The 12,305-nt window shown below is 48.7% G+C and carries 11 protein-coding genes and 1 pseudogene; 7 read left to right on the top strand and 5 right to left on the bottom strand.

Annotated elements, in window-relative coordinates; translation table 11 throughout:
• The first annotated feature begins 24 nt into the window (after window positions 1-24).
• Entirely contained in the window at window positions 25-513 is a 489-nt protein-coding gene (locus tag HB631_RS20790; RefSeq protein ID WP_213993086.1) for a 2-dehydropantoate 2-reductase N-terminal domain-containing protein, read from the top strand.
• A 458-nt stretch (window positions 514-971) separates the two neighbouring features.
• Here the strand turns inward: HB631_RS20790 and HB631_RS20785 are convergent, their stop codons facing one another.
• Window positions 972-1,169, bottom strand: coding sequence for a DNA polymerase III subunit theta (locus HB631_RS20785; protein ID WP_213993085.1), 198 nt, complete (start codon window positions 1,167-1,169; stop codon window positions 972-974).
• Between the two features lie 1,096 nt (window positions 1,170-2,265).
• On the opposite strand from HB631_RS20785, the gene HB631_RS20780 reads away from it, so the two are divergent.
• Complete coding sequence (locus tag HB631_RS20780; protein WP_213993084.1) at window positions 2,266-3,474, top strand: IS256 family transposase; 1,209 nt, start codon at window positions 2,266-2,268, stop codon at window positions 3,472-3,474.
• Window positions 3,475-3,495: 21 nt separating this feature from the next.
• Here HB631_RS20780 and HB631_RS20775 read toward each other — a convergent pair whose 3' ends face one another.
• The 4 genes from HB631_RS20775 to HB631_RS27135 all read right to left on the bottom strand — a co-directional run bounded on the left by HB631_RS20775 (window position 3,496) and on the right by HB631_RS27135 (window position 5,437).
• A complete protein-coding gene (locus tag HB631_RS20775; RefSeq protein WP_213993083.1) occupies window positions 3,496-3,933 on the bottom strand; it encodes a hypothetical protein in 438 nt (145 codons plus the stop codon).
• Window positions 3,934-3,999: 66 nt separating this feature from the next.
• On the bottom strand, window positions 4,000-4,335 hold the full coding sequence (tnpB, locus tag HB631_RS20770; RefSeq protein ID WP_213993082.1) for an IS66 family insertion sequence element accessory protein TnpB: 336 nt from the start codon (window positions 4,333-4,335) through the stop codon (window positions 4,000-4,002).
• Entirely contained in the window at window positions 4,329-4,763 is a 435-nt protein-coding gene (locus HB631_RS27140) for a hypothetical protein (RefSeq protein ID WP_255557184.1), read from the bottom strand. The genes tnpB and HB631_RS27140 overlap by 7 nt, the downstream gene beginning before the upstream one ends.
• Window positions 4,764-5,314: 551 nt before the next feature.
• Entirely contained in the window at window positions 5,315-5,437 is a 123-nt protein-coding gene (locus HB631_RS27135) for a hypothetical protein (RefSeq protein WP_255557182.1), read from the bottom strand.
• Window positions 5,438-6,042: 605 nt separating this feature from the next.
• Between HB631_RS27135 and HB631_RS20760 the strand changes: the two are divergent.
• From HB631_RS20760 to HB631_RS20740, 5 genes and pseudogenes are all read left to right on the top strand, one after another.
• Window positions 6,043-7,029, top strand: a pseudogene (locus HB631_RS20760) (autoinducer 2 ABC transporter substrate-binding protein).
• Between the two features lie 123 nt (window positions 7,030-7,152).
• Window positions 7,153-8,652: a sugar ABC transporter ATP-binding protein gene (locus HB631_RS20755; RefSeq protein WP_213993081.1), complete on the top strand. Its 1,500-nt coding sequence runs from the start codon at window positions 7,153-7,155 to the stop codon at window positions 8,650-8,652.
• Window positions 8,645-9,634, top strand: a complete 990-nt coding sequence (locus tag HB631_RS20750) for an ABC transporter permease (protein WP_213993080.1) — start codon at window positions 8,645-8,647, stop codon at window positions 9,632-9,634. The genes HB631_RS20755 and HB631_RS20750 overlap by 8 nt, the downstream gene beginning before the upstream one ends.
• 1 nt (window position 9,635) lies before the next feature.
• Window positions 9,636-10,589: an ABC transporter permease gene (locus HB631_RS20745; protein ID WP_213993079.1), complete on the top strand. Its 954-nt coding sequence runs from the start codon at window positions 9,636-9,638 to the stop codon at window positions 10,587-10,589.
• A 17-nt stretch (window positions 10,590-10,606) separates the two neighbouring features.
• Entirely contained in the window at window positions 10,607-12,241 is a 1,635-nt protein-coding gene (locus HB631_RS20740) for an FGGY-family carbohydrate kinase (protein WP_213993078.1), read from the top strand.
• Window positions 12,242-12,305: the final 64 nt, after the last annotated feature.

Below are 12,305 nucleotides of genomic sequence, written 5' to 3'. Positions count from 1 at the left end.
GGGTTTAAAATAAGGGAGCAACATATGAGCCAACGAATTCCTAAAATCTGCGTATATGGGGCGGGTGCGGTAGGATGTCCTCTTGCCGGTCATCTTGCGCGGTCAAAACAATGCGATGTGTCAATTATCGATCGAGAAGAAGTCGTAACAATAATTCAGCAGCGAGGGATGCGCGTCATTAAACCGGATCAAGACTTCACTTTTCAAGTCCATGCCGCGACAACCCCTGAGGAATTAGGGGTGCAGGACTATGTGATTGTTGCCACGAAAATCCAGCAAGCCAATACATTACTGGCAAGTATTAGTCATCTGATCGGCGAAGAGACCGCCATTCTGCCGCCTTCCACCGGAATACCCTATTTCTTTTTCCACGAATTAAAGGGCCCGTTTAAAAACCGGCATCTCGCTTACGTTGATCCCGAGGACCGGCAATGGCAAACAATGCCACCGGAACAGGTCCTGCCGGTGGTTTTCTGGTACGGTGCGCACAGCATCAAACCGGGCGTAACGTAGCAGGATGGCGATCAAGGCCGGTATCCCCTAAGTGAACTTAACGGTAGGCATTCCGAACGCGCGCGTCTGCTATCCCATCTGCTAGAACAAGGAGGCCTCCGCGCCCCGCTATCTGACAACATACGCGGTGAGATTTGGACAAAATTCGCCAATAGCCTGTGCTGGAATCCGGTGGGCATTCTGACATTAGCCGATATGGATGGCATTGCCAAATCGCCGGCAGTCGTGAGCATCATTGAAGGAATGCTGACTGAAAACGACGCGATATTTAATACTAAATTAAGCGTTATCTGTTATACTTTTGATCAATTTAGACAAGCTTATTTGTGAACAATAGAAATCATTTTTTTGATAAATCATGGTAAAATACTTTCTAGATGGAAAAATAAAGAAGTATAACATTATGCAAATATGCTTGATGGTCATGGTCAAATAAATCTATAACACAATAATCTGGCTCATTGCTGCGGAGTATATATAGCTCTATAGTGCGCCAGCCGTTTCCTGAAGAAATCAAGATGTTCGCTGGGAATTTTAGCCTCAACCATACACACATCAATAGTTTTTTTTTGGCGTTCCATGAAAGCGACAGTGGAAGCCATAAAATCTACATGGGCATGATTATATTGAGAGGTTAACAGATGTGATTTTGTCATGTTGCGCTCTCCCGCTTAGCCCATTATCATTTCTTCCAAATTAACCTATAATCCATTTGTGCAGATATGCTTTAAGTGCTCTATCTTCATTCTTTTCCGAATACCACCATGCCCCTATAGTTTACCAGCGGCAGCACGTCCGTTTGGTCATGAAACATGGCTTACGGGCTGTACAATCAAGCCGAAGCCATTTGGTGAGAGGTAACATAGCGGTTTACCTCACCTTCAGTTATTCAGAATCCACCGATAAACAATTATAGTTCCGCTTCAATGCCCTGATGTCCGAACAATGCAGTCAGGACACGGAATTAGATACTATGTCATGGCTGACATACCGCTCTCCAGGAAATCAGAGAAGTTTTTGTCATCCAATGGTCTAAAAGGATGGCAACGCAGCTACATTTCATCTTCCTCCGACTCAACCTCGTGAATCAGCGACCAGCCGTCATACTGTGGTGTCCACTGAAAGCCTGCCTGAACGCTCTCATGACAGGAAAGTATTTGTGGAGTGTGTGACCGAGTCCTCCCCTCGCAAAAGAACATGCTGGCAGGAGAATTGCTGGAATAAAACTTTTTTGATCAAGCAGTCGGACATTCATTCGGTCGCTCTATTGATTGCGTCAAACTGTCACTTGTCACTTGTGCACTCAGAACAACTTTTTTCTTAGCCCTTCTTCGAAGTTTTGCTTCAACTCGGCTACTTTTTTATAAGAATTAGTCATATATTATCGCTATATATAATATCTTCATAACAATTTAGCATCATGGCGTTAATTTTCGTTAGTGTCAGGGCATGGTTTTTTGATGTCACATATCATCAAGTTAAAATAATCAAAGAATATTCCGGACACATCGATCATTGAGTAAAAGATGCGGTACACATCTCATGAATTGGCTTTCCACTTCGAATCGGATAAATATGTTTCATCCAGAGACGAGGTATTAATAAAAAAGCAGTGATATTCTCCAGAATTATTTACACACCCCCAATAAAACCCTTGTTCTATAAATAATTTAGCCGCTTCGAGCCTGTAAATTAAATTGTGTAATTGCCTGTTTTTGATATCGTTATCCGAACAACGGAGACAGGTAAATTATGGACGAGAAGAAACTTCAGGCACTTGCTACAGAGCTGGCCAAAGACATCAAGACCGAAGCTGATCTCAATCAGTTTTCACGCATGTTAACTAAGCTCACCGTGGAAACGGCGCTGAACGCTGAACTCACTGACCACCTTGGGCATGAGAAAAACACGCCCAAAACCGGTACCAACACCCGTAACGGGTACTCCTCAAAAACATTGCTTATTGATGACGGGGAGATCGCGCTAAACACGCCACGTGACCGTGAAGGAACCTTCGAGCCGCAGCTTATCAAGAAGAACCAGACCCGTATCACCCAGATGGATAGCCAGATTTTATCTCTTTATGCCAAAGGCATGACCACGCGTGAAATCGTCACGACGTTCAAAGAAATGTATGACGCTGACGTGTCGGCCACCTTGATATCCAAAGTGACGGATGCTGTTAAAGAACAGGTAACCGAATGGCAAAATCGTCCGCTGGACTCACTGTATCCCATTGTTTATCTTGACTGTATTGTGGTAAAAATCCGACACAATGGTTCGGTGATAAACAAGGCCGTTTTCCTTGCGTTGGGTATCAATACCGAGGGCAAAAAAGAGTTGCTCGGCATGTGGTTGGCAGAAAATGAGGGCGCGAAGTTCTGGCTTAATGTACTGGCTGAGCTGAAAAATCGTGGGCTTCAGGACATCCTTATCGCCTGTGTAGATGGCTTGAAAGGCTTCCCGGAGGCGATAAACAGCGTCTACCCGCAAACACATATCCAGCTTTGCATTATCCACATGGTACGCAACAGCCTGAAATTCGTATCGTGGAAAGACTACAAGGGTGTTACTGACGGGCTGAAAGCCGTCTATCAATCGCCGACGGAAGAAGCCGCCCTGATGGCGCTGGATGAATTCGCAAACGCCTGGGACGGTAAATATCCCCAGATCAGCAAAAGCTGGCGGGCCAACTGGGAAAATCTCAATACCTTCTTTGGTTATCCGCCTGATATCCGCAAGGCAATATACACAACTAACTCGATAGAATCGCTCAATAGCGTGATCCGACAGGCTATCAAGAAACGCAAAGTGTTCCCGACGGATGGCTCGGTACGCAAAGTAATATACCTTGCGATACAGTCGGCGTCGAAAAAATGGAGCATGCCGATTCAAAATTGGCGGCTGGCAATGAGTCGATTTATTATTGAGTTCGGTGACCGACTGAACGGTCACATTTAATAGGGTGGCAATTACACAGAATTATTTACAGGGTCTGTCCTGGCGGGGTAATTCTGGCGGCAGCGGGCGGCGTTTAGGTACCGCCGGTTTGGGGGTTTTCGGTTCGGTTAATAGCGTTTCATGCTGCTGTTCGATATCGGCGGCATCGGACTCGATATCTTCATCAAACAGGCCGCGCTGCTCGCCCTGGAAGGCTTCGCTTTTACGGCCGAAGCGCCAGCGGCGGGCATTTTTCAGCGCCTCTTCCAGTTGCTGGATATACTGTGCCAGCGCCTGATTTTTTTGTGTTTGCTGCTCAAGGTCGGAGCGCAGTGTCGATGCGACCGCTTCCTGCGCCCGGTTTTTTTGCGTTTGCTGCTCAAGCGCCGACGTTTTCTGTTCAAGGTCCGCGAGTAATTTCAACGCCAGGGAGCGCAGGTCATCGGGGTCTTGTGAGGTCAGCAGCGAGTCAATATCCATGTATTTATTTTATCAAAACAGGGCATTATTGTCATTTAAAATCAAGGTATTAATTCACTTTTATCTTTATTTCCATTGGCTTAAATCCAGGCCGTCAACGCGTTGCCAGTCGATGCCCTTGGTCAGCCAATCGAACTGTTCCGGCGACAGATTCCAGGCGGCATCGCCCTGTTTGGGCCAGATAAAATGGCCCTGGTGGAGACGGCGCAGGCACAGCCAGACGCCGTGTTTATCCCAGCGCAACACCTTCATGCGGGAGTGTGACTTGTTGCAAAAAACAAAGGCGGCGCCTTCCTGCCAGGCCTGGTGCAGATTGTCGGTGATGTATTGGGTGAGCGTATCAATGCCGCGGCGCATATCCACCGGTTCGAGCGCCAGCCAGATGTGCTGCGGGATTAGCATAATGACAGTGCCTGCATCACGCTCATCAGTTGTGATGGCAGGCAACTGACCGAGCAGCCGTTGGGCAGATTGAGCATGACGGTTTCGCTGCGGCCGGCATCCGGGGTCCTGCGCTGAACGGGAATAAACGCGCCGAGCGCCGGGGCGGTCGCATCGCTGCTCATTGGCCGAATTTTCAACCAGCGATAAAAGTTGTGAGGCGCAATGCGGTGTTGTTGACAATAAAGTGACTTGGTTAATCCGCTGCGCCGCCAGGCTTCAATATGCCGTAACTGTTCGGCGCGGGTATGCCGTTTTAACATGCTCTCTTCCAAACCAAAAATAATATAAAAAAGAGCATGCGATAACGAAATGAGATCAGCAAGGCGAGATGCCCAGCCCCTTACTTTTTTATTAGCTTGAGCGTTGTGGATGGTATGCCGGCGCATAGTTCCTGGGCCTCGTCTAAGCTGCGTAGATCATTCTCCTCTGCAGCAATAATTAGCGTTGGACAACTTTTGATGGAGTCGAGACGGGCAATATCGCTCCGGCGTTGCATCAACGTTTGCCGAATGAATACTTCTCTTCCTAAACACACCCATCTCGCGCACACGGTCAATTAATTGTTGATTGCCAGCATGCTGGTGGTGTAAAAACGCAACAATGGCAGACGGAGCCAGGCCCTTGAATGGCCCTAGTGGTATTGCATATGCTGAATGGACTTTTCGCGCGACTTGCTCCAACGTGTCAGGCCGACAAGATGTGGCAATAAGTATCAAGGCTGCTACGCGATCGAGTTCCTGTCGAACATTCTCCCGAGCCACGTAGCCCTCCTCCCACCAGAATGCAGCGCAATGGGCAGGCGCGGACATTTTGCCGTACCATGTTTTCGATTGTTGTACCTCGCGTAGATCGGCGTAATACATCTCATGTCCATTCAGCAACGGCGCTACGTCGCGCCAAAGTGTCTCGTCGGTCATGTGAAACGGAAACACCGGCATCATTGGGTTCCTCCCAGGGAGGCTATTTCCGCCAGCCAGTGCGGCACGTTCAGCGCGACATGTCGGATACGCTGCATCTTGGATAACGCTGCGTCAACATAATGGCCGTCAGTAGGACTCATCGACTCCTTTAGATGTGGCAGAGACAGAAAACGTGTCAAATTCATTTTCATGCCTGCTGCGTACTTCTCGAACACCATAACCTGCAGGCCTCCGTTGAAACGCTGCGCAACTTGCTAATCACTGAGGGCCTTTGGGTACTGCGTTCGCGCCGTAAGCCTCGGGTTTATCAGACTTGTTATCAGCGCAATTCATTGAAAGGCTGGATGAAGAGACTGTAATTAAATAACGTATATTAATCGACAGATAGGTCTCTCTCATTCAATAACCGGTCGAATAATTTTATTATGCATCTCACAAGATTTATAAAAATGCTCCTGTAAAAGAAATTTTTTCAATCGAAATCGAGACAATATTGAGGATAAGACCAGCCGAAAGTCACAATTACTCATATTTTTTAACTAAAATAACATATAAATAACATTTTATGTGGTAAATTTTCTACATAATTTTAAATTTAATTAAAATATAACATTATTAATGACCATTTTTTACAAAAATGCTCATGTGTCACATTTTATACTTTTCTCATCTACCCCTTTCCGCTTATCTGTTAACTTCACTGCTGAATAAACGCCATCCCTACAAATAAAAGGGTATATCTTTTATGAAAATGAAACTCGCATTTTTTAATGTGTGTGCGCTGGCGGCGTGCATGTTATCAGCCTTTCCTGCTATGGCCGCCGCCAAGCACGAGATTGCCGTGGTAGTGAAAGTTACCGGTATCCCCTGGTTTACGCGCATGGAAGCCGGGGTGAATGAAGCTGGAAAGAAGTTGAATGTCAATGCTTATCAGGTCGGTCCCTCAACGCCCGATCCAGCCCAACAGGAGAAAGTCATTGAGGATTTGATAGCAAAAAAAGTGGACGCGATTATTGTAGTGCCTGATGATGCTAAAGTATTGGAATTGGTATTAAAAAAGGCGCGCGATCAAGGTATTGTGGTATTAACCCATGAGTAGCCGGATCAGCAAATCGGCCAATGGGATATTGAAACCATCGACAGCGAAAAATACGCCCAGGCAAATGTAGATGAATTAGCCAAAGACATGCACAGCAAGGGTGGTTACGCTATTTACGTCGGTTCCCTGACGGTACCCTTGCATAATACCTGGGCGAATTATGCGATTAAGTATCAGAAAGAGAAATATCCGGCGATGAAAGAAGTCACCTCGCGTTTACCGGTAGGTGAAAACCTTGACAACGCCTATTCCACCACTCTCGATCTAATGAAAACCTATCCAGACCTGAAAGGGATTATTGGCTTCGGTTCACTGGGGCCGATCGGCGCGGGTCAGGCGGTAGCGCAGAAACGGGCCCAGAATAAATTGGCAGTGGTCGGCATTGCCATGCCGGCTCAGGCGGCGCCCTACCTGTTACGCGGCGATATTAAAAAAGTGCTGCTATGGGATCCAAAAGACGCGGGGTATGCCTTGGTGACGGTGGCCGAACAATTGCTGAATGGCAAGCCGGTAACAAAAGATTTAACGATTGATGGACTGGGTAAGGCGAATGTCGATATGGAGCATAAAGTTATCCGCTTTGATAAAATTCTTACAGTAACCAAAGATAACGCAACGTCATTGGGTTTTTAAGTTAATGCATCGCTTTACCGGAAAAGATACTGATGTGAAATAAGGTATAACGCATCAGTATTCCTCTCCTGATAATTTATGCTCAATAGCAGCGCATATGTATTGTGCTGTAAGGATTTATTCATGATTGCCGACACACCCTTTATCACGCTGGAGAATATCAGCAAAAAATTCCCAGGCGTGCTGGCACTTGATGATATTACTCTGACGCTGAATAAAGGTGAGGTACATTGTCTGGCCGGACAAAATGGTTGCGGCAAAAGTACTATCATTAAAATTATTTCCGGAGTATATCAACCGGAAGAAAAAGCTGTTATTAGCCTGGATGGGAAATTATTTCATCATCTCACACCACAGCTTTCTGCGCATTATGGTATTCAGGTGATCTATCAAGATCTTTCGCTGTTTCCTAATCTTTCGGTCGCGGAAAATATTACCATTCATTGTTATTTGCCGGGCGGCGGCTTTTGGGTGCAACGCCGTGCGATGCGTAAACTGGCGTGTGCGGTTATGGCGCGCGTAGGCATCACGCTCGATCCTGATAAAAAAGTAGCAACATTATCGATCGCTGACCGCCAGCTTGTTGCCATTTGTCGCGCACTGGCGGCTGATGCCAGCTTGGTGATTATGGATGAACCTACTGCGTCGCTGACTCGGCAGGAAGTCAACAGCCTGCTGCGCGTTGTTACCGAACTGAAAATGGCCGGTATCTGCGTGGTATTTGTCAGCCACCGGCTGGACGAGGTGATGGAAATCGCGGATCGCATTAGCGTCATGCGTGATGGCAAACTGATTGGCACCTGGCCGGCGAGTGAATTGGATCGCGACGAGCTGGCTTTCCTCATGACCGGTCAGCGTTTCACGTTCAGCCATTTGCCGGCACGTGCGTCAACGGAGGAAACACCGCTGCTTGAGGTGAAAAATCTGTCGCGCGCCGGGCAGTATCGCAATGTCAACCTGGCGCTGCGTCGAGGTGAGATTATCTCTATTATCGGTCTGCTGGGCGCGGGGCGTACCGAATTATGTTTGTCATTGTTCGGTATGACTCAGCCCGACAGCGGCCAGATGCTGGTCGCGGGCCGGCCGGTCCGGTTTCGAAGTAATCGTGATGCCATCCGCTGTGGTATTGCCTATGTTTCCGAGGATCGGCAGGCCAAAGGGCTGATTATGCAACAGCCGATTTTCGACAACTTGCTGGTATCGATTTTTGATCGTTTGCATACCCGCCTGAAGCTGCTGGATCACCATAAAGCGCGTAATGAGGTCGATATCTTAATTCGGGAACTGAATATCAAAGTGACCGATCCTTCCCGGCCGGTGCAAACGTTATCCGGCGGGAATGCCCAACGTGTGGCTATTGCCAAATGGGTGGCGACGCGACCGCGTATTTTAATCCTCGATTCACCTACCGTCGGGGTGGATATCGCCAATAAAGAAGGCATCTATCGTATCGTGCGCGCACTGGCGGAGTCCGGCATGGCGGTAATGATGATTTGTGACGAAGTCCCCGAAGCCTATTACAACAGCCACCGCGTTATTGTCATGCGCAAAGGCGAACTGGTGGCGACATTCGCGCCGCACCAGTGTACTGAACAACAGATTGCGGGGGTGGTGAATGAATAAACGCACGCTCAGTCAGTGGGTAACGCATCATGAATTCTGGTTGGGTTTATTGGTTTTACTGCTGGCGCTAGGCCTCAGCGTCGGTACCGGTGAATTTCTGACCGTGGGTAACCTGACTGATGTCGCGACCAGCTATGCCATTCTCGGCATACTCGCATGCGGGTTATTTGTGGTGCTGATTGCCGGCGGGATCGATATTTCTTTCCCGGCAATGACCGCCATTGCGCAGTATGTGATGGCGAGCTGGATCATTGCCCATGGCGGTAATTTTATTATCGCCTTCGCACTGGCGATGCTATGCGGCATGGTGCTCGGTCTAATTAATGGCTTTTTGGTCTATAACCTGCGCGTACCGGCCATTATTATCACCATCGCTACGTTGAACCTGTTTTACGGCCTGCTGGTCTGGTTTACCGGCGGTAAATGGCTCTATGGTTTCCCTCTTTGGTTCATGAACGGTATTAACTGGTTTTCCTTCACGGCCGGCGATGGCAACAATTACGGTATCACGCTGCCTTTGTTATGCCTGTGTCTGGTGTTTATCGTCACGGGCGTGCTGATGAATTTCACCCGCCTGGGGCGGCAGATTTATGCCATGGGCAGTAACCATGATGCCGCATCGCGTCTGGGGATGAATTTACTGAAGCTGCATTTTTATGCCTACGGCTATATGGGATTACTGGCTGGAGTCGCCGCCGTGGTACAGGCGCAGATTACGCAGTCGGTAGCACCCAACTCGCTGTTTGGTTTCGAACTGACGGTGCTGGCCGCGGTAGTACTGGGAGGGACCAGTATGACGGGCGGCAGCGGTTCGCTGACCGGTACCCTGCTCGGTGTTATGTTGCTGGCTTTTTTGCAAAATGGTCTGACGCTGCTCGGCGTCTCGTCTTACTGGCATACCGTATTTAGCGGGATGATTATCTTGATCAGTATCAGCAGCACCGCCTGGAATGAAAAACGTAAACTGGCGAAGGAACTTTAATATGGCAACGCTCACCCGGTTTCTGTCGGCCGATCGCAATATTCGCTTACAACTCATGATCATTATCGCTGTGGCGATGGTATTTTCATTCACGCTCGGCATACGCTTTTTCAGCGTGGGGAATTTTCAGTCTATCAGCTCCCAACTGCCGATCCTAGGGATGTTGGCGCTGGGCATGGGCATCACCATGCTGACCGGCGGTATTAATCTGTCCATTATCGCCAGTTCCAACGCCTGTGCGCTGCTTATGGCGGCCATTATCGTCAGCCACTCCGGACAACCGCTATTTTTGATACTGGCGTTACTGGCCGGGCTGTTGCTGGCGGTGCTCATCGGTGCGCTAAACGGCGTGCTGATAGCGTGGATAGGTGTGTCGCCGATACTTGCCACGCTCGGTACCATGACCCTGATTAGCGGCCTGAATATCCTTCTTTCCAATGGAAATGTGATCTCCGGCTTTCCGAATGTCATCCAGTTTCTCGGTAACGGCAATCTGCTGGGTATCCCGGTGGCGCTAGTCCTGTTTTTACTGGTGATGATCGCGTTATGGATATTACTTGAGCACACCACGTTAGGACGCAGTCTGTATTTGATCGGCTCTAACGAGCAGGCGACACGTTTTAGCGGTGTTAACACTCATCGGGTACAGATTATCGTCTATATCCTTTCCGCTTTGCTCGGTTGGGGCGCGGCGCTGTTAATGATGGGAAAGTTCAACTCTGCCAAAGCGGGTTATGGCGACTCTTACCTGCTGGTGACTATTCTCGCCTCGGTCCTCGGCGGTATCAATCCGGATGGTGGATTCGGTCGTGTACTGGGATTGATTTTGGCGCTGGTAGTATTGCAGATGTTGGAAAGCGGCCTGAATCTGCTTGGCGTCAGTAGCTATCTGACGATGGCGCTTTGGGGCGGCGTGTTAATCCTATTTATTGCCTTACAAAATCGTAGAGCATAAACACAAAGGGAAAAACTATGGCAAATTATTTTATTGGTGTGGATGTCGGAACGAGTAGCGCGCGTGCAGGGGTGTTCGATATCACCGGCAGAATGGTTGGCCAAGCCAGTCGGGAAATAGCGCTGTTTCGTCCAAAAGACAATTTTATTGAACAGTCGTCGGATGATATCTGGCAAGCTATTTGTCAGGCGGTGCGTGATGCGCTAAATATAGCGGATGTGAATCCCATCCAGGTGAAAGGATTGGGTTTTGACGCCACTTGCTCATTGGTGGTGCTGGATAAAAAAGGCCAACCTCTCACCATCAGTCCCTCAGGTCGTAACGAGCAAAACGTTATCGTCTGGTTGGACCATCGCGCCATCAGCCAGGCCGAGCGTATTAACACGACAAAACACCGAGTGCTCGATTATGTCGGTGGCGTCATTTCGCCTGAAATGCAGATGCCGAAACTGTTATGGCTCAGGCAACATATGCCGAATACGTGGAATAATGCGGGTCATTTTTTCGACCTGCCCGATTATCTCACCTGGCGGGCAACCTCGGATGAGACGCGTTCGCTTTGTTCGTTAGTCTGTAAATGGACTTATCTCGGTCATGAAAATCGTTGGGATGACAGCTTTTTCAAACAAATTGAATTAGAAGAATTATTGGAGCATGATGCGGCCAAAATCGGTCGTGATGTGAAAATGATGGGTGAACCGCTAGGACGTGGTCTGACGCAACGTGCCGCCGCCGAGATGGGATTGATCCCCGGGACTGCGGTCAGCGTCTCGATCATTGATGCGCATGCGGGTAGTCTGGGGACGCTGGGCGCCACCGGCGCGTCGGGCGAACATGCGGATTTTGACCGTCGCATTGCGTTGATTGGCGGTACATCGACTTGTCATATGGCTATTTCCGGTAACCCATGTTACATCAAAGGCGTTTGGGGTCCCTACTATTCGGCTATTTTACCTGGCTATTGGCTTAACGAAGGGGGGCAGTCGGTCACGGGGGCCCTGATCGATCATATCATTCAATCCCATCCCTGTTACCCGGCGCTGCTGAAGCAAGGGAAAACTGCCGGGAAAACCATTTATGAAGTGCTGAATGATATCCTGCGCCATATGGCGGGCGAGCCAGAAGATATCGCCTTCCTCACCCGTGATATTCATATGCTGCCTTATTTTCACGGCAATCGTTCACCTCGTGCCAACCCGACGCTGACCGGGGTGATGACCGGACTAAAACTTTCCAATACGCCGGAAGATTTGGCCCTGCATTATCTGTCCACCCTCCAGGCTATAGCGCTGGGTACTCGGCATATTATCGAAACCATGAACAAGAACGGCTATCGCATTGATACCATCATGGCCAGCGGCGGTGGTACTAAAAATCCTATATTTGTGCAGGAGCACGCCAACGCCACCGGCTGCACGATGCTATTGCCGGAAGAAAGTGAAGCCATGTTGCTGGGAGGCGCAATGATGGGCACCGTGGCAGCGGGCATCTATGATTCACTGCCGGAGGCGATGAATGCCATGAGTCGTATAGGAAAGACCGTAACGCCGCAGACCAACAAAATTAAACAGTATTACAATCGTAAATATCAGGTATTTCATGAGATGTATTTCGATCATATGAAATACTTTCAAATGATGCATAAAGACTGAGTAGTCGTGCAAGTCGTTAACTGACGATCCAAGGGGGAGCGTATTTGAAGAGTGAGGACTTTTC

Source organism: Sodalis sp. dw_96, from assembly GCF_018449575.1.
Classification (GTDB): domain Bacteria; phylum Pseudomonadota; class Gammaproteobacteria; order Enterobacterales; family Enterobacteriaceae; genus Acerihabitans.
This window is presented reverse-complemented; position numbering and strand designations above follow the sequence as displayed.

What these genes read in the sequence shown, in the direction of transcription:
- HB631_RS27135 (WP_255557182.1), bottom strand. Translation starts at nt 5,437, where the DNA reads ATGAGTCCTACTGACGGCCATTATGTTGACGCAGCGTTATCCAAGATG.
- HB631_RS20780 (WP_213993084.1), top strand. Translation starts at nt 2,266, where the DNA reads ATGGACGAGAAGAAACTTCAGGCACTTGCTACAGAGCTGGCCAAAGAC.
- HB631_RS20785 (WP_213993085.1), bottom strand. Translation starts at nt 1,169, where the DNA reads ATGACAAAATCACATCTGTTAACCTCTCAATATAATCATGCCCATGTA.
- HB631_RS20775 (WP_213993083.1), bottom strand. Translation starts at nt 3,933, where the DNA reads ATGGATATTGACTCGCTGCTGACCTCACAAGACCCCGATGACCTGCGC.
- HB631_RS20755 (WP_213993081.1), top strand. Translation starts at nt 7,153, where the DNA reads ATGATTGCCGACACACCCTTTATCACGCTGGAGAATATCAGCAAAAAA.
- HB631_RS20745 (WP_213993079.1), top strand. Translation starts at nt 9,636, where the DNA reads ATGGCAACGCTCACCCGGTTTCTGTCGGCCGATCGCAATATTCGCTTA.
- HB631_RS20750 (WP_213993080.1), top strand. Translation starts at nt 8,645, where the DNA reads ATGAATAAACGCACGCTCAGTCAGTGGGTAACGCATCATGAATTCTGG.
- HB631_RS27140 (WP_255557184.1), bottom strand. Translation starts at nt 4,763, where the DNA reads ATGCGCCGGCATACCATCCACAACGCTCAAGCTAATAAAAAAGTAAGG.
- HB631_RS20740 (WP_213993078.1), top strand. Translation starts at nt 10,607, where the DNA reads ATGGCAAATTATTTTATTGGTGTGGATGTCGGAACGAGTAGCGCGCGT.
- tnpB (WP_213993082.1), bottom strand. Translation starts at nt 4,335, where the DNA reads ATGCTAATCCCGCAGCACATCTGGCTGGCGCTCGAACCGGTGGATATG.
- HB631_RS20790 (WP_213993086.1), top strand. Translation starts at nt 25, where the DNA reads ATGAGCCAACGAATTCCTAAAATCTGCGTATATGGGGCGGGTGCGGTA.